Origin of the sequence: Catenibacterium mitsuokai (assembly GCF_025148785.1) — a bacterium.
Taxonomy (GTDB): Bacteria; Bacillota_I; Bacilli_A; order Erysipelotrichales; family Coprobacillaceae; genus Catenibacterium; species Catenibacterium mitsuoka.
Genome location: NZ_CP102271.1, coordinates 569,931 through 590,079, shown reverse-complemented (window position 1 = coordinate 590,079; position 20,149 = coordinate 569,931). Strand labels below are relative to the sequence as shown.

At 34.5% G+C, this 20,149-nt stretch carries 22 protein-coding genes; 3 read left to right on the top strand and 19 right to left on the bottom strand.

Annotated elements, in window-relative coordinates:
- The 8 genes from NQ499_RS02890 to NQ499_RS13730 form a co-directional block, all read right to left on the bottom strand.
- Positions 1-408 (bottom strand): hypothetical protein, encoded by a 408-nt coding sequence (locus NQ499_RS02890; RefSeq protein WP_006507007.1) that lies wholly within the window; start codon positions 406-408, stop codon positions 1-3.
- Entirely contained in the window at positions 395-1,138 is a 744-nt protein-coding gene (locus tag NQ499_RS02885; RefSeq protein ID WP_006507008.1) for a DUF4417 domain-containing protein, read from the bottom strand. Before NQ499_RS02885 ends, NQ499_RS02890 begins: the two co-directional genes overlap by 14 nt.
- A gap of 197 nt (positions 1,139-1,335) precedes the next feature.
- Complete coding sequence (locus NQ499_RS02880) at positions 1,336-2,001, bottom strand: ImmA/IrrE family metallo-endopeptidase (protein ID WP_006507009.1); 666 nt, start codon at positions 1,999-2,001, stop codon at positions 1,336-1,338.
- The gene (locus tag NQ499_RS02875) at positions 1,991-2,356 is read right to left on the bottom strand and encodes a helix-turn-helix domain-containing protein (protein ID WP_006507010.1); all 366 of its coding nucleotides are present in this window, start codon (positions 2,354-2,356) and stop codon (positions 1,991-1,993) included. Before NQ499_RS02875 ends, NQ499_RS02880 begins: the two co-directional genes overlap by 11 nt.
- Before the next feature lie 665 nt (positions 2,357-3,021).
- Positions 3,022-4,821 carry an oligoendopeptidase F gene (gene pepF / locus NQ499_RS02870; RefSeq protein ID WP_006507011.1) on the bottom strand — a complete coding sequence of 600 codons (1,800 nt, stop codon included), beginning with the start codon at positions 4,819-4,821 and terminating at the stop codon, positions 3,022-3,024.
- Between the two features lie 96 nt (positions 4,822-4,917).
- Positions 4,918-5,664 (bottom strand): triose-phosphate isomerase, encoded by a 747-nt coding sequence (tpiA, locus tag NQ499_RS02865; RefSeq protein ID WP_006507012.1) that lies wholly within the window; start codon positions 5,662-5,664, stop codon positions 4,918-4,920.
- 24 nt (positions 5,665-5,688) lie between these two features.
- Positions 5,689-6,873 carry a phosphoglycerate kinase gene (locus NQ499_RS02860; protein WP_006507013.1) on the bottom strand — a complete coding sequence of 395 codons (1,185 nt, stop codon included), beginning with the start codon at positions 6,871-6,873 and terminating at the stop codon, positions 5,689-5,691.
- Positions 6,874-6,948: 75 nt separating this feature from the next.
- Positions 6,949-7,065: a DUF7916 family protein gene (locus NQ499_RS13730; protein WP_456301146.1), complete on the bottom strand. Its 117-nt coding sequence runs from the start codon at positions 7,063-7,065 to the stop codon at positions 6,949-6,951.
- 138 nt (positions 7,066-7,203) lie between these two features.
- Between NQ499_RS13730 and NQ499_RS02850 the strand changes: the two genes are divergently transcribed.
- Positions 7,204-9,048 (top strand): IS1634 family transposase, encoded by a 1,845-nt coding sequence (locus NQ499_RS02850; RefSeq protein WP_259848593.1) that lies wholly within the window; start codon positions 7,204-7,206, stop codon positions 9,046-9,048.
- Between the two features lie 145 nt (positions 9,049-9,193).
- Here NQ499_RS02850 and NQ499_RS02845 read toward each other — a convergent pair whose 3' ends face one another.
- From NQ499_RS02845 to NQ499_RS02815, 7 genes are all read right to left on the bottom strand, one after another.
- Positions 9,194-10,087 carry a DUF7916 family protein gene (locus tag NQ499_RS02845; protein ID WP_040390235.1) on the bottom strand — a complete coding sequence of 298 codons (894 nt, stop codon included), beginning with the start codon at positions 10,085-10,087 and terminating at the stop codon, positions 9,194-9,196.
- Positions 10,088-10,143: 56 nt separating this feature from the next.
- A complete protein-coding gene (locus NQ499_RS02840; RefSeq protein ID WP_006507017.1) occupies positions 10,144-10,932 on the bottom strand; it encodes a Cof-type HAD-IIB family hydrolase in 789 nt (262 codons plus the stop codon).
- A 73-nt stretch (positions 10,933-11,005) separates the two neighbouring features.
- On the bottom strand, positions 11,006-11,269 hold the full coding sequence (locus NQ499_RS02835; protein ID WP_006507018.1) for a hypothetical protein: 264 nt from the start codon (positions 11,267-11,269) through the stop codon (positions 11,006-11,008).
- A 19-nt stretch (positions 11,270-11,288) separates the two neighbouring features.
- On the bottom strand, positions 11,289-12,125 hold the full coding sequence (locus NQ499_RS02830) for a PTS system mannose/fructose/sorbose family transporter subunit IID (RefSeq protein ID WP_040390236.1): 837 nt from the start codon (positions 12,123-12,125) through the stop codon (positions 11,289-11,291).
- 1 nt (position 12,126) lies between these two features.
- Entirely contained in the window at positions 12,127-12,975 is an 849-nt protein-coding gene (locus NQ499_RS02825; RefSeq protein WP_006507020.1) for a PTS mannose/fructose/sorbose/N-acetylgalactosamine transporter subunit IIC, read from the bottom strand.
- A gap of 30 nt (positions 12,976-13,005) precedes the next feature.
- On the bottom strand, positions 13,006-13,497 hold the full coding sequence (locus tag NQ499_RS02820) for a PTS system mannose/fructose/N-acetylgalactosamine-transporter subunit IIB (protein ID WP_006507021.1): 492 nt from the start codon (positions 13,495-13,497) through the stop codon (positions 13,006-13,008).
- 14 nt (positions 13,498-13,511) lie between these two features.
- Positions 13,512-13,943: a PTS sugar transporter subunit IIA gene (locus tag NQ499_RS02815; RefSeq protein ID WP_040390237.1), complete on the bottom strand. Its 432-nt coding sequence runs from the start codon at positions 13,941-13,943 to the stop codon at positions 13,512-13,514.
- 324 nt (positions 13,944-14,267) lie between these two features.
- Between NQ499_RS02815 and NQ499_RS02810 the strand changes: the two genes are divergently transcribed.
- The gene (locus NQ499_RS02810) at positions 14,268-15,404 is read left to right on the top strand and encodes an IS30 family transposase (protein WP_259848584.1); all 1,137 of its coding nucleotides are present in this window, start codon (positions 14,268-14,270) and stop codon (positions 15,402-15,404) included.
- 9 nt (positions 15,405-15,413) lie between these two features.
- Here NQ499_RS02810 and NQ499_RS02805 read toward each other — a convergent pair whose 3' ends face one another.
- From NQ499_RS02805 to NQ499_RS02790, 4 genes are read right to left on the bottom strand one after another with little or no spacing between them, the layout of a single operon-like run.
- A complete protein-coding gene (locus NQ499_RS02805; RefSeq protein WP_259848592.1) occupies positions 15,414-16,685 on the bottom strand; it encodes an extracellular solute-binding protein in 1,272 nt (423 codons plus the stop codon).
- A complete protein-coding gene (locus NQ499_RS02800; RefSeq protein WP_006506227.1) occupies positions 16,678-17,352 on the bottom strand; it encodes a response regulator transcription factor in 675 nt (224 codons plus the stop codon). The genes NQ499_RS02805 and NQ499_RS02800 overlap by 8 nt, the downstream gene beginning before the upstream one ends.
- Positions 17,345-18,649: a sensor histidine kinase gene (locus NQ499_RS02795; RefSeq protein ID WP_006506226.1), complete on the bottom strand. Its 1,305-nt coding sequence runs from the start codon at positions 18,647-18,649 to the stop codon at positions 17,345-17,347. The genes NQ499_RS02800 and NQ499_RS02795 overlap by 8 nt, the downstream gene beginning before the upstream one ends.
- Positions 18,649-19,599, bottom strand: a complete 951-nt coding sequence (locus NQ499_RS02790) for a sugar ABC transporter substrate-binding protein (protein ID WP_259848591.1) — start codon at positions 19,597-19,599, stop codon at positions 18,649-18,651. The genes NQ499_RS02795 and NQ499_RS02790 overlap by 1 nt, the downstream gene beginning before the upstream one ends.
- Positions 19,600-19,765: 166 nt before the next feature.
- On the opposite strand from NQ499_RS02790, the gene NQ499_RS02785 reads away from it, so the two are divergent.
- On the top strand, positions 19,766-19,954 hold the full coding sequence (locus tag NQ499_RS02785) for a hypothetical protein (protein ID WP_040390026.1): 189 nt from the start codon (positions 19,766-19,768) through the stop codon (positions 19,952-19,954).
- Positions 19,955-20,149: the final 195 nt, after the last annotated feature.

Here is a 20,149-nt window from a genome sequence, read left to right as displayed (position 1 = left end):
TTATCTCTTTCCTTTCATTATTTTCTTATATTCTGAATAAGTAATTTTATTATCATTCAACATCTTTTTTAGTATACTAGTTGGAATATCTCTAAAAGTAGAAACGCCATAACAATGGTATCCATTATTGGGAGTATTATCAGGTTGAAATTTCACAATATCACCATTATCAGTAATATTATATATTTGTTTTCCATCTTTGTATCCTGTGTCAAGAAGTTTTTGACCTTCTTTTTGTGTCTTAACAGGATTAGGAGAACCAAATCCACCTACATCATGTTTTTTTGTAGGTACATATTTAGGAGTTACTTTTAATTCATTAACTTTTTGTTCTAAAGCACTGTTGTCAATGGTAGTTTGTGGAGAACCACTTGTACCATGTGCTAAACCAGAATCATGCGTATTCATTTGTGTTTTGTTGGCTACAAATAATATTTCTGTTCTTAAGCATATTATTAGGAATAATCACATTAATTCCTTTTGATTTAGCATAAGAGAATATTAGATTTGATTGTTTATTGTTAACAGTAACGTCGTATACTATGATTGCTTTTAGTTTTGGTAAATCATCAACTACTTTTTTAACAGCTTTTGTTAATAGATCATAGTCGATTTTATCATTAATTTTACCTTTTGTACTAAATGCAACAATCGAAACATTCTTTAAACCATCTGTAATATAAATCAAATCACGCTCATTTGCATATGATATATTAGGAATAGTCATTGCATTACATTCTGTTGTTAACCAGATTGCTACTTCTCTAGCCCTGCCTAATCGATGATAATTGCGATAGTTATGAACATCACCACAAACAGAATAATCTGGTGATATAAAATATTTTACATCTTTAAATCTATCCTTAAATTCATTTAATCGTTTCACATCGTTATAATAAATTGCTTGATATAGCCCCTTAGGACCATCAAATTTGTTATCATAATCATAAAACGATACTGCTGTATTCATTGTCTTGTGATAATCACTAGGTTGACTATAAAGCGCAATATAGTCAGGATATTCATGAATATCACAATACAGTACAGGAAGATCTAATAAGCCCTCCGTTACGGTTTGATTAGTTAAATCTAAAATATTTAAATTTAACTTTTTCATTAAATCTTGTTTAAATCTCATTTATCATACCTCATTTCTTTTGATTTTGTTTGCCGTCCAGGCATTTACATTTTTATGAGTGTATGATAATATAACTTTGCTAATTAATTGTGTATTTAACCATACACTCAATTGATCACAAAGACTATCTACCAAATAGCTTTGTGATTTTTTTATGCTCATAAGCACCACCTCCTTCAAGCCAGTATACTATTGTATTACCAATTATTTCTAACATTTTGCATTTCTTCTTCCTCATCGTAATCATAATAATTAAAACTTTTTGGAGCAATTGAATCAATAAATGTTTTATATTTAGTAACTATCATTTCATCCATGTCTTTTTCATCATAGTTTCTTTTTGAAAAATCAATTTTTCTTAATGTATCTAATCTTTTAATTGCTGCTTGTTCAGAAACTCCAAACCATAAAATTAGATTCTCTTTAGAAATTCTTTTGCCTCTTTTAATTAATTCATTGATAATTTGTTCTGGCATCAATAATTGGGCAGCAAAAAAATTAGCTTCAATTTCTTGAATTTGATAATTAGATGAATCATTTAATTTATGATGCATTTGGTCATGCCCAAACTCATGTGCAATACTGAATCTTATTCTACTTTTAGAGCTAATCGACTCATTATAGAAGATAATTTTATTGCCATTGTTAAAATCCATAATAATAGCATCATTCGATCCAAAACATTTCATATCAACACCATACATTCCTGCTTTTAAATATGTTTTACAAGGTATATTTGAACTTCCTTTTACCACTTTTTTTACAAGAAATGGAAATCCGCTAATCTCTCTAGAAGAAAGTAATATCATATTAGCTTTCTCTAGGCACTTTTTAAAATCAGGTTGAATTCTATTAGATATCATCGTCATCATCACCTTCTTCATCATCAAATATATCATCGAATACTAGTTTAAGCATATTTTCAGCCTTTTTTAACTGTTCTTCATCCATTTGTCCAAGACCTCTTTGAAGATACGAAAGTTTTGCATCGCTTGTATCATCATTCTCTTCAATATTATTTCCTAGAAGCTTATCAATAGATATACTATATTTTTTCGATATACTCATTAGTATATCTTCTCTAGGAACAACTCCTTTATTTTCCCACATACTAACAGCACTTTTAGTTACACCAAGTTGTTCTGCTAAGTCTTGCATTGTGAGATTGTTATTTCTTCTTAACATACTGATTGACTTACTAAAATTTTTATTCGCCATATCTCATCTCTCCTTTTTATACAATTTAATTGTACTCGTAAACTAAACGCTTGTCAATAATAGTCTTGTACTTGTTAAGCAAAATTGTACTTTTCAATGATAAATCATTATGTTCTAAAAAGAGCATTAATTATATGGGCTAATCAATGCTCTTAATTATGGAGTAATTAAATAGACTTGGGGTTAACTCAAGCTTTAAAAATCCCAGGGGTGTGAGCTCCTGGGATTGCTTTTGGGCTGTTAACTTTTTAAGGGTAGTTTTCTGATGTCTATTTTATTTATTTTATAAATTGTCTATTATGTTCTTAAGGTCAATAATTCTGTTATGAAATGACGATTGTCAAGTGGAAATATCACATTCCTTTGATTTTCGTTTTTTTCGTTTTTTCCTCGTTTTTTCGTTTTTTTTCAATCAAGAACACAGGACAAGAAACTTCTATACAGATTTATTGTCGGTTGGCCACTCTGTTATTCGTGGATTGGTTACCTCAGGTCAATGGTTTCGTCGCAAGTTTCTTTGTCTATAGTCGTGAATCAAATCTTTGGAATAAGAAGTGTCTACATAGATTTGTCTTGAATAACTTTAACCATCTTCTTATAGAGAAAAAAGTCCGCCTTTTACTATTTCTGAAGCTATAATGAGTTATTTACCCGTTACAGCCCCTCTATAGCTTCTTTAATGTTTCTTCTACATCATCTAGAATCTGACTAAATTTAGTCAATGCTCTAGAAACAGGTTCTGGTGTACTAAAATCAACACCTGCATGCTTTAACTCATCTAGTGGATAAGCACTACCACCCATTGATAAGAACTCTAAGTATCTCTTTACTGCACCTTCTTCATTATTAAGAATTGCTTCACTTAGTGCAACAGCTGCACAATAACTTGTTGCATACTTATATACATAGAATGGTCTGTAGAAATGAGGGATTCTAGCCCATTCATACTGTACTTCATCATCAATCACAAGATCTTCACCAAAATAATCCTTGATTAAGTTCTTATATAATTCATTCATGCTTGCTGCAGTGATGGCTTCTCCTCTTTCAGCCATGGCATGCGCATCTCTTTCAAATTCCGCAAACATTGTCTGACGATAAACAGTGCCCTTGAAACCATCTAGATAATGGTTTAATAAAGCAAGACGTTCTTTAGGTTCTGTAGTCTTCTGTAATAACTGTTCTACAAGTAAGTTTTCATTCACTGTAGAAGCCACTTCAGCTACAAAGAGTGTATAGTCTGCATTCTGTGGTGTCTGAGTATGATTAGAAAGCCATGTATGCTGTGAATGACCCATTTCATGGGCAATTGTACTAACACTATCTAATGTGCCTGTAAAGCTAGTAAGAATGTATGGGTTAGAATCATAAGTACCACTAGAGAAAGCACCACCACGCTTCCCATTATTAGGATAAACATCAATCCATCTATCCTTATATGCCTGTTTTACTCTATTCACATAATCTTCACCAAGTGGTGTGACTGCATCTAGGACCATCTGCTGTGCTTCTTCATAAGTATATGACTTAGATGATCCAGCAACTAAAGGTGTATAAACATCATAATAATGGAGTTCATCTAAACCAAGCATCTGTTTTCTTAAGCGTACATAACGATACATTTCAGGCATGAACTTTCTCACTGTATCAACTAGACTATCATAAACAACACCTGGCACATGTTCATAAGCCATGCTCATAGCTCTTGAAGAATCATAGTGTCTCACCTGTGCTTCTGCTACTGCTTCTTTAATACATGCATTGTATGTAGAGGCAAAGGTATTAATATGTTCCTTGAATCCTTTATAGAAAGATTTAAAGGCATTTAATCTAAGTGTACGGTCTTCACTCATCTGTAAAAGAATATAGTTAGACTGGTTAAGTTCATGTACTTCTCCATTTGAATCAGTCACAGATTCAAAAGTCATATCAGCATCCTGTAAGCTTTCAGAAATCTTACTAGGAGCGCCTAATGTTTCTGTAAAAGCAGCAAGAAGTGCTTCTTCTTTTGCACTTAATACATGAGGTTTCTGATCTAATAACTTCTGCATATTAAATGCATACGGTTTTAAATCATCTGAATGTACAATTGCTTTTAAAACCTCTTCATCAAGTGATAGGATTTCTGGTTCAGCAAAGCTGATTGCCGTTGCGTAAGCTGTATAGACCTGATACGCTTTTGCTTCCATTGCCTGTGCATCACTATCTCTTGTATCTTCACAATTTCTAAGTGATGCATAACAATAGAAATCAGATAACTTTCTACCTAGATGTGTATCAAAATCAAAGAATTCTCTGATTGTTTTCGCATTATTGAGTTTACCCTGGTATTCAGGTAATTTCTTAATCATTTCATCAAGTTCAGGTAATGCATTATTCCATTCTTCATCGTTTTTAAAAAGTGTTGAGAGATCCCACATATATTGTGGATCCATATCTTTACGTTCTTTCATTGTTTCTGACATAATAGTACTCCTTTCAATGAGTTAGTTATAGTATACCACTCATTTGTGTTTCATACACAAAAAAAGATGATTCCAAAGGAATCATCTCTTAAATAATTAGTCGTTTAAAGCTTCGATCATAGCTACGTATGATTCAACCTGTAATGATGCTCCACCAACTAAAGCACCATCGATGTTTGGCTGTTCAAGTAATGCTTTTAATGTAGCAGGCTTTACAGATCCTCCGTACTGAATTCTTACTTTTTCAGCAACGTCCTGACCATAAAGTTCAGCAACTACACCTCTAATGTAACCACAAACGTCTTCTGCGATTTCATTAGTTGCAGTCTTACCAGTTCCGATAGCCCAGATTGGTTCATAAGCGATAACTACTCTTTCAGCAGCTTCAGCTGTAACATCCTTGAATGCAGCAACAACCTGAGTCTTAACTACATCATGAGTCTTTCCAGCTTCATATTCTTCTAAAGATTCACCAACACAAACGATTGGAGTCATACCGTTGTTTAATACCTGAAGCATCTTTAAGTTAACAGTTTCATCAGTTTCACCGAAGTACTGTCTTCTTTCAGAATGTCCTAAGATAACCCATTCAACACCGATTTCTTTTAACATTCCAACGCTTACTTCACCAGTATAAGCACCATTGTCTTTGAAATGGCAGTTTTCAGCAGCAACGATTAAGTTCTTTGCGCCTTCTTTAGCAGTTGCTAAATCTAAGAAAGGAGTAGCAATACCCCAATCAGCTTTATCAGTTACTTTACCATCAACAGCAGCAACAAATTCCTTTGTTTCTGCGATGCCATGGTTCATTTTCCAGTTTCCTACAATAATTGGTTTTCTCATTTTAAATTATATCTCCTCGAAAAATTATTTATCGTTGATAGCAGCGATACCTGGTAATACTTTACCTTCCATATATTCTAATGATGCTCCTCCACCAGTAGAAATATGAGATACCTTATCAGCGAATCCTAACTGCTTAACAGCAGCTGCAGAGTCACCACCACCGATGATAGTGTTAGCACCCTTAAGGTTAGCTAACATGCTACATACAGCTTTAGTACCTTCTGCGAACTTAGGCATTTCGAATACACCCATAGGGCCATTCCAGATAACTGTCTTAGCACCTTCAAGTTCTTTAGCAAATAATTCAACAGTCTTAGGACCAATATCAAGACCCATGTATCCATCAGGTACATCTTCACCAACAACCTTGATATCTCCGTCTTCACCAAACTTACTGCTTACTACAGAGTCGATTGGAAGGATTAACTTATCTCCACCCTTTTCGATGAATGACTTAGCTAATTCTACCTTATCTTCTTCAACTAATGAAGAACCAACTGTATGTCCCTGAGCTTTAGCGAAAGTATAGCACATACCACCACCGATAATAATCTTATCAGCAACGTTTAATAAGTTTTCGATTACACCGATCTTAGAAGATACTTTAGAACCACCTAAGATAGCTACTAAAGGTCTTTCTGGGTCAGATACAGCCTTACCAATATAAGCGATTTCCTTTTCTACTAAGAAACCTGCAACTGCTGGTAAGTGAGAAGCGATTCCTACAGTTGAAGCATGAGCTCTATGAACTGAACCGAATGCATCTTCTACGAATACATCACCAAGTGATGCCCAATAAGCACCTAATTCTGGATCATTCTTAGTTTCACCAGCTTCATAACGAGTGTTCTGAACTAAGATAACCTGTCCGTTTTCAGCGTTCTTAACTGCTTCTTCAAGTTCAGCACCGCGAGTAGCGTTTACGAACTTAACATCTCTTCCTAATAATTCTGCAAGTTTAGGAGCAACAACAGCCATATCGTTCTTAGCTTTGTCTTCTTCCTTCTTGATTTTTCCTAAGTGAGAGAAAAGTACAACTGCTTTAGGGTTGTGATCTAATAAGTAGTTGATTGTTGGTAATGCAGCAACAACTCTGTTATCGTCTGTAATTTCTCCTGTGTTTTTGTCTCTTGGTACATTGAAATCTACACGTACAAGAACTGTCTTGCCTGCGACATCAATATCTCTAATTGTTAATTTATCCATTAATTATCATCCTCCTACGACGAATTATAGCACAATTGAATATTTATATACAATCAAAAATACTATTCTTACCAATTATCTATTTACAGATGAAGCAATTTTATGATATGTCCATCTCTTACCACGAATGGCAACGCTTAACGTCATAATATTTTCAGGTAAAGCCATACCACACCAGCCTGCATCACCGATATGCGGGACTTTGACAGTTGCAGAGCCTCTGATTTGAAAAAACGTTGATTACAACGTTATTTTTTTGTCAAATTTTTGATTTTATTATGTTGTATGGTGCTGTATAATATGATATAATTGTCTTAGGAGCTGATTTCTATGAAACTTTACTATGACAGACGTTCTAAAAACCCTACATATTTCATCCAGCAGGGAATAAGGAACGGCAAAAAGACCACAACTAGAAATATAAAGAAAATCGGCAGGCACAATGACCTGCTCAGAATAACAGACGATCCTCTCGAATATGCAAAACAGGAGGTCGCAAAATATAATGAGGAATATAAAGCCGGAAAAGTATCACTTGATGTAAATATTGACTTTTCCAAGAAGCTTGCCTCTTCAGATGATCATGTTGCACATTCAAGGAATCTCAATATCGGCTACTTCTTTATCCAGTCCATCTATAATGACCTGAAAATAAAGAAGTTTCTTGATGAGATCATGGAGAATACAAAAGCAGAATATGACGCAAATCTTATAAACAGATTTCTCACTATATCAAGAATTCTTGATCCGCGATCAAAGCTGGGCATTTATGATCACCTTCATACATACTATGAACAGCCACATTATCTTTATGAATCATCGCTCAGATTCATGAGCCTCCTCGCAGGACATTTTGATGACTATATCACCCACCTCTATGAGGCAAGCAACAGTATTATCAGAAGAGATACCTCTGTGTGCTACTTTGACTGCACCAACTACTATTTCGAGATAGAAACAGCCGATAACGATTATGTGGATGAGGTAACCGGAGAGGTATCTTCCGCATTAAGAAAATACGGAATATCCAAGCAGCATCAGCCCAGCCCTATCGTGCAGATGGGATTGTTCATCGACGCTCAGGGAGTCCCTCTTTCCATGTGCATCAATCCTGGAAATCAGAACGAGCAGCTATGTGCCACATCCACTGAGAAAAAGATGATAAGATCCTTCAGAAGCAAGAAGCTTATATACTGTGCTGATGCCGGTCTTGGATCGATGGACATCAGAAGATTCAACTCCTTCGGAAGCAGAGCCTTCATCGTCACACAGTCCATAAAGAAACTGTCACAGCCACTTCAGAAAGCCGTGTTCAATGATGATGGCTATAGACTATTATCAAATAATATGCCGAAGACTCTGAAAGAGATGCATGAATTTGACAGAATGGATGAATCGAACAGATCACTTTATAATGATGTGGTATATAAGGTCATTCCTGCCGATAAGGCCATAGATCTTGGATTTGCAGAGGAATATGAAACATCCTGCGGAAATACAAAAGAGAAGAAGTCAAAAGGAAAGCTGAAGCAGTATGTGATCGTCACATTCTCAAGAAAAGCCATGGAGTATCAGAGATATGTTAGAAACAGACAGATAGAGCGTGCAAGAAGACTGATAAGTACCAACAAGATTGATGATCTGAAAAAGAATCCCAACGATCCGAAGAGATTTATAAAAAGAGACAAAAATGATAAGGATAGATACTATATCGATGAGGAGAAGATAAAAAAAGAAGAGATGTTCGACGGATTCTATGCAGTAGCTACCAATCTTGATGCAGAAGATAACGCTAAAGAAATCATCAGAATCAACTCACAGAGATATAAAATAGAAGACTGCTTCAGAGTCCTCAAGACAAATTTCAAGGCCAGACCAGTAAATCACAGAAGGGACGACAGAATAATCGCTCACTTCATGACACGCTATACCGCGCTTCTTATCCAGAGGATAATGGAGGTCAAGCTCAATAGAAATGGCAGACACTTCACCACCGATGAGATAATAGAGAACCTGAAGAATATGAACGTGGTGAACAACCATGATCTGTACTATCAGGCAACATATACAAGCAGTGCGATATGTGATGCATTAAATGAGACATTCAGGTTGGATCTCGACAAAGAATACTATCAGCCCAAGGATATCAATAAAAAAATCAAAAAAATTTCATAAGAAGCTTCCCATACAACAATTTTTAAAGGGAGAAAAACGCCCTTAAACAGGCGTTTTTCTCCCTTTTTTATATACCCAACTGTCAAAAACGGGATTATAGCACAATTGAATATTTATATACAATCAAAAATACTATTCTTACCAATTATCTATTTACAGATGAAGCAATTTTATGATATGTCCATCTCTTACCACGAATGGCAACGCTTAACGTCATAATATTTTCAGGTAAAGCCATACCACACCAGCCTGCATCACCGATATGCTGAATATCTACACCGCATCTCTTGTTCACAATTGCGATTTCTCTAACAGTTTCAGTATCTGCACCTTCCTGGCTTGTACCAATTGCAGATAATGCTAATGCATTATGTGCATGAATATATTCGCATGCTTCTGTGACTGTTGCTTCTGATAATCCTGGAACAGTATTCACAGCTGGCATTAAGATGACATCAGCCCCTGCATCGATGAATTCCTTAATAGCTTCTAAATCTACAACTGGTTCATTTACACCAGCCCCATGCATCTTACCTGCAATAATTAAGCCTTTGAAATATTTCTTAGCTTCCTTAATTGCAAGTGCAATAGAATGATTAGATACACCAACACCTGGGTTACCAGTTAAACAGATGAAGTTGAATCCTAATTCCTGAGCTTTCTTAAATGTTTCAGCAGTTGCCTGTCTACCAGATGCAATTGTCTGTCTTTCTTCAAGCATATCAGCATCTAAGTCTACAGGTTCAAGGTTACAGCCTACTGGTCTACCAATAAGTTCCTGTAACTTCTTAACAGGTTCATCACATTCTGGTAAACCATTGATCACTGGATTATTGCAATCAAATACATTTAAAAGAACCATATCACTACCAAAAGAAACAGCGAGTTCCGCATTTGTTAAATCTCCTAATAATGGTGGAATAGCCACTACTGTTTCAGTCATGACAGTTCTTCCTTCACATGCAAGAATAGACTGTTTTAATTCTTCTCCATTCATTGCAAGCATTTCACTTGTTGTACAATTCAATAATCTTTTCATTTTTTCCATACCTCCGTAATTGCTTACATTATACTACAACTTACCGGAGATTTCTTCTATATAATATGTAATTTTTGTAAAGCATTGAAAATGCCATCCTGATTATTGGTACTTGTTACGTCTCTTGCGATGTTTTTAATATCATCAGGTGCATTTCCCATCGCAATACCCATTCCTACACTCTCTAGCATCTCTTTATCATTATAGTTATCACCAAAAGCCACAATATCTTTCTTATCAATAGAATAATAGTCACATAGATGATTAATGGCATCTGCTTTAGTCACACCTTCATTCATGATTTCTATTAAGATGTCTGAAGAACATGCTATAGAACAATGAGGAAATCTTTCTTTTAAACTTTTTTCTATCTCTTTTGTATAAAGAGGATTACACATACATAATAGCTTATGTATTTTTCTAGAAGAATCCAAAGAAGAAAGTGTACCTTTTTGTGCTTCTGCTTTTACAATACGTTCTTCTCTTAATACACGTGGGTCTTCTTTATCCTCTACTAACCAATCATGTAGTGAATAAATATTTATAGTACAATCAAACTTCTTTTCTTTAATAAACGTAATGACTTCTTCTGTCTGCTTATAGTTCATCCCATTTTCATATAATACATTCCCTTTTTCATCCAAGATAAGTCCTCCACTAAAACAGATCATTGGACAAACAATATCATTCTCTTTCAGTATTGGATATATACCTTCTGGACTTCTTGCAGAGACAGGTAAAAAAGGAATATCTAAAGATTTAATAGCGTCTCGTGTTTTAGGACTCATATGATGGTCATCTGTAAGTAATGTGCCATCAATATCACTTAATATACATTGATACATATAGTTACCTCCAAAAAAAAATGAGCATCACAATCAGTGATGCTCATATAACTAAATTTATAAGTTGATAGGATTATTGAATTAAATCTAATATCTTATTGACGTTGTTTCTACCATTTCTAATTCCAAGCCCAATGATCACAGATATGATTACACAAAGTATCATACCAACAATACCTACAATTCTTGTTATAAGAGATGTAGGTCCAAATAAAATGAACGCAAGGAATAATGAGGAAAAAATGATTGAACACTTTAGCCATCTCTTTAAGTTGTTAAGCATCTTAGTTTGATATTTTACTTCTTCTACATAATGTGATTTAAGCTCTTTATTCATGATAGAACGCTCCTTTATATTAGTATTTTAATCCAGGGTTGAAGAATCCAACGACTACACCTACAAAAGCAATGACTACAAGTAATAACATTACTTTGATAGGAGACATTTTCTTCTTAGATAATAGATACCAGCAAAGAATAACGAATACTGCTGTTAAGAATCCAGGATAAACACCATCTAATGTTTTCTGTAATTCTAAGAAAGGTTTAGTTGCACCAGCTGCAGTCATTGTGAATGAAGTTTTGATACTTACCCAAGTAGCTGCAACAGCACCAATAACGATACCACCTAACATTGTGATAGATTCTCTTAGTGCTTCACCCTGAGGACCTACTAAGAAGTCTACGGCTTTACCACCAAGTTCATAACCTTTGAAATATAAGAATTTCATACCAAAGTATGCGAATAAGTTCCATACGATGATATAGAAGATAGCACCAAGAGGAGAACCTCCAGTACTCATACCTAAAGCGATACCTAATAAGATAGGAATAACAGTACCTACAACTAATGAGTCACCAATACCAGCGATTGGACCCATTAAACCAGCACGTAAACCATTGATTGTTTCATCATCTACGTCTTCAGCACCGTTTGCACGTGCTTCTTCAAGACCAGCAGTTACACCAACGATAACAGTACCTAACTGAGGTTCAGTGTTAAAGAAAGCTGTATATGTTTTTAAAGCTTTTGCCTGATCTTCTTTTTTGTCATATAACTCTTCGATAATTGGTAACATTGATGTTAAATAACCAAAAGTCTGCATATGTTCCTGTGAGAAACATGTAAGGTTACCATAATACCAATGATGGAATGATTTTGATAGAGTTTTCTTTGAAATCTTCTTTTCCATTTTAGATATCCTCCTCGTCATCATCATCTAAATCATCTGCAGCAACAACAGCTGTTTTTGATAAAGAAAGCATTTTAATCTTGTAATTGATTAAAGCGAATAATGCAGCAATTAATGTTGCAGATACTAAGTTAATGCCAAGTGAAGCAGCTAAAGTGAAACCAAAGAAGAATGGGATGAAATCTACTGCTTTAGTAACAATCTGTTTTAATAAGATAGCAATTCCGACACATGGTAATAATGAACCAACAGTGAATAATGTCTTCATAGCAAGACCATCCATTGGTAAGTAGTTCTTGATTAATTCAACCATTGGTGCACCCATTTTACACATGATTAATGTTGGAATGAATGAACAAATGATATGTGAGATCCAAGGAAGTACCCAGTCAACTGTATATAATTTCTTGAAATCACCTTTTTCAACTGCAGTCCAGCCAATATGCTGCCATGCTAAGTTGATAGTCGCTGTTCCATAGAATAATACTGTACCTAATGTACCAACCATTGTACCAAATGAAGTAGCAAGACCCTGAGCTTTAACTGAAGAAGGATCTAAACCATAAGAATGAATCGCAATCATTGCAAGTGGAATACCAATGTAGCTGACAGCACGAACGTCTGCAGATACTGTTCCACCAGGAGTAACTAATGCGATATAAACTAACTGCATAGCGATACCAACAAGAATACCTGTCTTTAAATCGCCTAAGATAATACCACAAACTAAACCACCAACTAAAGGTCTACCTAATGTATAGTTACCAATAGAAGTACCACCTAGACCTGGCATACTTGATAAACAAGCAAATAAACCAAGTAGGGCAGCTTGAAACCAACTAATTTCCATAATTTCTTTCTCCCTTAAATATAATATTTGTTAATAACCGAATTTACCTTTGAAGTCATCCCATGTACCAATTGATACATCTGGTAATAAGGCAAATTTGATTTTATAACCTGCTTTAGAAATTCTTTCGAATGCATCTGCTTCTTCCTGAGTAATAGACTGGTTATTACCAAGCTTTACAGCGCCTTCACGGTCATTACAAGGACCAACAATAACTGTATCAATACCACACTTGAATCCCTGATCTACTAGGATTGTAGCCATATCAACAGGATTCTTAGTGATTAAGAAATACTGAGTATCAGAGTCTAATACCTTCTGAGATTTTTTAGCAAAAGCATCTACTGACCATACAAATGTTTTCTTACCACTTGCAGCTTTATAAGCAGCCTTTAATACGCTGTTATCTGCTGCTTTATCATTAACAGCAATTAATCCATCACATGGATATTCTCTTGCCCAGCGAGTACAAGTCTGACCATGAATCATACGGTCATCAATACGAATAAATGAAACTGACATATTTGTTTTCCTCCTTAAATATCGTCTTCTTCGTCATCATCTTCTGATGCGAGTTTAAATTCTTTTAATGCTTCATGTGCTTCACCAAGTACTGCCTGAGGAAGCATTTCCTTATCAAGGTTGTCCTTCATTAATACTGTAGTTAATGCAAGTGGAAGGTTCATACCACCAAGAACAACTGTATTATTTGTGAAACCTTTTTCATTGATTACATTGAGTGCAGTAGTTAATGGTGATCCACCAATTAAATCACCAAGAAGAATGATTTCATCTTCTGCAGTAATTGGACTTACTGCTTCTTTGAATACTTCTGCGAATTCATCAGCAGTCTTACCATTTTCTAATCCTACGGCAATAACTTCTTTCTTTTCTCCAGCTAACATGCTAAGTGCATTGGCTAATCCCTTAGCAAACTCACCATGGCTTACAAGTACTACATATTTCATTTCTTTTCTCCTCCTGTGACTACATTCTAGCATTCAAGCGTTTTCATTCCATCTGTCTAAAGTCATGACTTTAATATGACATTTGTCATATTAAAAAAAGAGTGGCCAAACCACTCTATTCATTTAAATATTTATTTACTGCTTTTTGTAATTCTATTAAAGATCTGAATTGTAAAATGAAACTGGAATTAAGGAATTGGGATAAAGGGGCATGCCCCTTTATCCCAATTCGCGCGGTCGCAGGCCCACTATTCTCAATTTTTGTATAAAAAAAGTCCATAGAAATCGTATTATATAGTTACCACACTTTATAAGGAGATTTCTATGAACAGCATTAATATATCACAAAAAGCCAAAAATAAACACCTTAATTTTTCTCATTATGAATTCATCATCAATTCTTTGATTCAGTTCAATGCTTCCCATTCTGGTAAGCGTAACATTGGCAAGACTCAATTCATTAGAGATTTAGCTTCTACTGTAGGCACTACCGTCTCTAATGTCTATTCAGTCATTAAGGATGCCACTATAACTATCAAAGATACTCATCTTAAAATTCATTATGAACTTTCTGCCATGGCTGCATTCGAAAAGAGATCAAAGATTCATAAAATTCCAAATAACTCTAAATTTGAAGAATCAAAAGAGTTCATCTCTCTTGTCGAACAGGAAATTAAATCAAATAGATTATCCTCTATTGATGAGACCATAAACTATTTAAGGATTCATCAGCCAGACAGAATAAAGAATATGGTGACTGTGTCTACTAAAACTTTTTACAACTATGTACATCAGGGAAAAACATCCATCAAGCCTCTTGATCTTCCTCGCATGGTCAGAAGAAAGACAAAAAAGAACTGGAAGTCATACATTCCAAAAAGACAGAAAGGCACTTCCATTACCGAAAGGCCTGAATATATCAAGAATAGAGAAGAATTCGGACACTGGGAAGGTGATCTAGTTACTGGACCTAGAGACGGACAGAATGGTGCATATCTTACTCTCATTGAAAGAAAGACACGCTTCTATTATATGATTCCCATCTCTGCTAAATCTTCAAAGCAGGTCTATATGCAGATAAACAAGCTTCATAAGTTTTATGGTGATAGCTTTAAGGATATCTTTAAATCAATCACCTTTGATAACGGTAGTGAGTTTTCTAGATGGAAGGATATAGAGCAGAAGCCAAAATCAAAAGAGAAAAGAACCACTGTCTATTTCGGTAGACCCTATCATTCATGTGACAGAGCCTCAAATGAGAACTGCAATGGACTTATAAGATATTTTATTACGAAAGGAACTGATATTAATACAATTGATAAGGAGACAACTATTGATATAAACAATAAAATAAACCAGAAGAAAAGAAAGATACTTGGATACCTTTCTTCTGAAGAACTATTTCTTAACGAACTAGCTAAACTTAATGTAACTGATAATACCATTTTCTATAAAATCTAATTTATCTTCTTATTTCCAGTTTCTGCTTGCAATTCGGGATTCTATTAAAGAGAGATCAAAATCATCACTTGAATGAATCATCTTCATCATATTGATATCAATCATAGTCTTCGCCGCATCATATTTCTTAAACTTTTCACGGTTACGTGCACCCAGTAATGCCTGATTCAATAACGATATACTGATTTTAGAATCACCTGTTTCTTCATCGAGCATATCAATGATTGTTTGTGACTGTGCAACCTTCTTCAAAGGAGAAATTCCTTGAGAGTATTGTGTTATAGACTGCTGAGTTGTTTGATCATGACATAATTCTTTTAACAGATTCCAAGACTGTGATTTATGATGTGATTTTGCACTCATACCCATCAATAATGTAGACACCTGTGCACTTCCCTGATTCTTTGAGGCAGTAGGCATCTTTAAACAATCCCATTCAAATGTAGAATACTTTTTAACACGCCATGGATAGGGCTTATATGTACGATATACAGCTAAAGAAAGAGGTGAAAAAGCAACTAACCCTTTATCAAATTCTTCAGATGTGACTGTATGTCCTTTATTTAAATTATTGAGTTTACGATAAAATTCTATAGCACGCTTCACGGCACTCTGATCTAGATAACATTTAGTTCCCTTTTCATTAAAGACCTGTGCGCCATATGCATAAATAGAATCAAGCCATTCATAATCATAATAGCCATAATAATTTGAAGAATACTCACTTACCTTTTTACATATAGAATAGAGATCATCCAATGTCCAATCATTATCAGGCATCTGAATATGACAATTTTCCAGAAGAGTCTTATTCACAAACATCAATGTCGGATTACATTCATAAGGAAGTGCATATTGACTATTCGAATACGTTCCTGCTTTTAAAACACTGGAATAATAATCATCCGTACTAAAATTCTGATCAAAAGACATATAACTGTCTATTTCAGCAAGTGCACCGATAGAACTTAATGTATTGAAATCATCATCAAGAATCATAAAAACATCCGGTTCTTCTCCCTTGACAATCTTATCTGAAAGCCATGAAGAATAATCATTCTTCATGATTCCACTCTCATACTTTACTTTAACCCCTGGATATTTCTTTTCAAATCGTTCTATAGCACCATCAATGATTTTATAGCTCTCTCCGCTTGGAACATCCCAATTACTTCCTGAGAAAACACCTAATTCCAAAGTAATTGTATCTGGATAATTTGCGATAATCATGAAAAAGAGTGAAAAAACAACAATACTGAGAAAGACCTTTGACCTATTCATCATCAAACGTCCTTGTCATAAGACCACTTTCTACTGCCCATATAGCCAGCTGTGTGCGGTCTCTTAAATTTAATTTAGAGAGGATAGAACTCAAGTAATTTCTTACAGTTCCTTCAGATAAGAAGAGTTTCTGGGCAATTTCTTTATTGGATAAGCCATAGCCCACATGCTGGATTACTTTCCATTCTGGCTTACTTAATGTTTCTACATCTTTTTCATCTACTTGTATTGTATAGTTGTTCTGCTGCATCTTAGAGAACATACTGAAGACTTTTGTCGCAATATCAGGATTAATCATTGCCCCTCCTGTATTCACTGTCACAACTGCCTTATAAAGTTCATCCATGGATACACCTTTTAATAAATAACCACTGGCTCCATAACGCAAAGCACTAAAGACAAAATCATCATCATCAAAAGTCGTTAATATAATTATCTTTGTATCAGGATACTTAGATTTCACTTCTTTTGTTGCCATAACTCCATCCATTCCTGGCATACGAATATCCATTAAAATAACATCAACAACATTCTTTTCTAAACATTTTAATACTTCAAACCCATCAGATGCAGTCCCCACTACATCTATATCCTCATGTGTACTTAATACTATCTTCAATGATTCTCTAATCAGTTCCTGATCATCCGCAATCATTACTTTAATCATAAAGTTCTCCCTCCTGCATTGGAATTGTGACCACTGTTAAGAAACCATGATGTCCATCATATGTCACTCTTCCATTGATCATAGATAAACGTTCTCTCATCTGTTTTAATCCAAAGCCATAATGAATCTCTTCACATCCCTGTCCATTATCCTGGATTTCTAGTTTCAATTTCTGATCTTCTATATATATAGAAATATTAATATGCGTTGCATCTCCATGCCTTACTGCATTAGTAATACTTTCCTGAATGACTCTAAATAAAATATCTTCTTTTGTATTCTCAAAGTCCACCTTCTCAAGACGATAGTCTAAGGTGATTTCTAGATCACTGACACTGGTAAATTCTTCAATCCTATTTTCTAATGCCCCTTTAAAGCCATGCTGTTCTAAAGCACCAGGTCGTAATTTATTCAATGAATTACGTACATCCCCAATTCCCTGCCTTACAACTTTACTGATGACCATCAATTTTTGTTTGGTTGCCTGAGGATTGATATCGATCATCGCAATACAGGCATCAACACCTGCCGCAATTCCTGTTAAAGCATGGCCGAGTGTATCATGTATTTCACGTGCTAATCTTTTTCTTTCTTTATCTTCTGCAATCTTTTCACTTACTGCAGCATAATTCTCTAATTCATGATTGACTTGATGAACCATAATTAATTCCTGTGTCATACGTTCATTTTCCTGTACTTCATTCGCAATATAAATCATCAAGAATAAAATAAAAAACAATAAATTCACAATATCTAGTAAATTGATTCCTACCTGTAATAACCCTCTTGTCGTACTGGTATACACATTTAGATATGCATCAGCATTCACAAGAGGAAATAATGTACTGAAGAAATTATAGTTAGAAATAATAAGAAGTAGACTTAACGGAATAGTCAGCCACTTAACGTATTTATTCTCTTTAAATCTAAATAATGCATCACTGAATATCAAATAGATAATACCACTATAAATGAAATACAATGATTTCATAATAATAAAGCCTATAAGTGTTTCAATAAGTAGAAAGAGAATATTCTCAAATGGATATTCCTTAACACGATGATCAAAGAGATTCATAAGTATCATGATGATTATATATAAAATCAATGATTTAAAGAAAATAATGGATGGATTTGTAGGAATGTAGTTAAGAGAACTCAAAAAGTCTCGTGAGATATTATTCATAATAATATACTTGGTACTAAACATGAATATCATTGCATAACTTGTAATCATGACGAGGTTCCAGAACATCATTATTGCACGTATTCTTTTTAAATTAAATCGTTCTAACATTACTGCCACCCCCTGACATTGAAGGTATCAATATTGTCTTTTGTGATAAGTGTCACAGGGACCTCTATTATTTCAGGCACATCTTTTCTATTGAGAAGAGAATACATGTTCTTTGCAGCTAATCTGCCAAACTGGATAGGTGACTGAGCGGCCGTCCCTGCTACTAAAGGACTCTGCTTAATGAGTGATTTCAAATCTGGTGTGCCATCCACACCATAAACAAGAATATTTGTGCGCTTCATTGACTCAATAGCGGCCAAAGCACCTAAAGCTGAAGGATCATTTAAAGACATAACAACATCTACTTTAGAATGTCTTTTTAGAATATTCTGCATCACCGGCATCGCACGTTCAAGCTGTCCTTCACACTCTGCAGAATCCACAATATGATATTGTGGATTATTATTAATTGTGTCTATAAAGCCCTGAATTCTAGATTTTGCTGATTCAGCAGTGGAATGTTTTAATAAGACGATATTTGCTGATTGAAACCTCTTCATCATATCTTGTGCACATAATACACCCGCATCATAGTTATCTGATTCAATTGTGCAATCTATAAAATCACCATTATCAACTGCAGCATCAATTGCGATAACAGGTATTCCAGCTTTTCTTGCTGATTCTAAAGAAGTCAGCTTATTAGAAACAATAGGATTCACAAAGATTCCATCCACCTTCTTTGCAACAAATTCTTCTATCTGCTGATTCTGTTTCTCTATATCAAGTTCAGGATTACGAACAATAAGTTCGTCTCCTTTTTTTTCTATTTCTTTTCTTAATTCATTGTTGATTACTTCATAAAAAGGGTTATTCATAGTCATATAAGTAGCCCCAAACACCAAATGTGTCTTATAGGGTGTGACATAACTTCCATATATCGTCCCAAGTAATGTCGCAATAACAACCCAGATAATAATATAAAGTGTCTTTCTGCTTCTTTCATCCATACTTTTTCACCTACTTGCATTCATTTTACCACAGTTTCAATCCATCATGTAGAATTAAAAAATTACATCTTTATTATATAATTTATTACAAATCATTTTATTTGTATTATAATATATCTAGCAAGGATAATCTCATTGTTTTTTATTATTCGAGGAGATGATTTCTATGGTTGATATGAGAATTTTAAGTGATCCTTATGAAGAAGAATGCTTTCTAATCTTAAAAAGTAATCTTCCTAAGATGAAAGATGAGGATGCATTGGAACTCTATGTAAAACTTAAAAAATCTTATAAAAGAGACAGAGGTTTAATGCGTTATATCTTCGATGAAACAGATAAGATTGCACAAGAATAACAACTATCTAACCAAAAAAAAAGAAGGTTCTAACACGAGCCCAATGGAGTCAACTTAAGAAGTCGGCTCTTTTTTATTGCTATTTTTCCTATTATAAGTGTATATTTATGGTGTTGTAGTTAAGAATAAAAGATTGCATATGTTTATATAAAGCCATAAATATAGTATAATGTAGTTAAGAAAGAAGGCGATTAT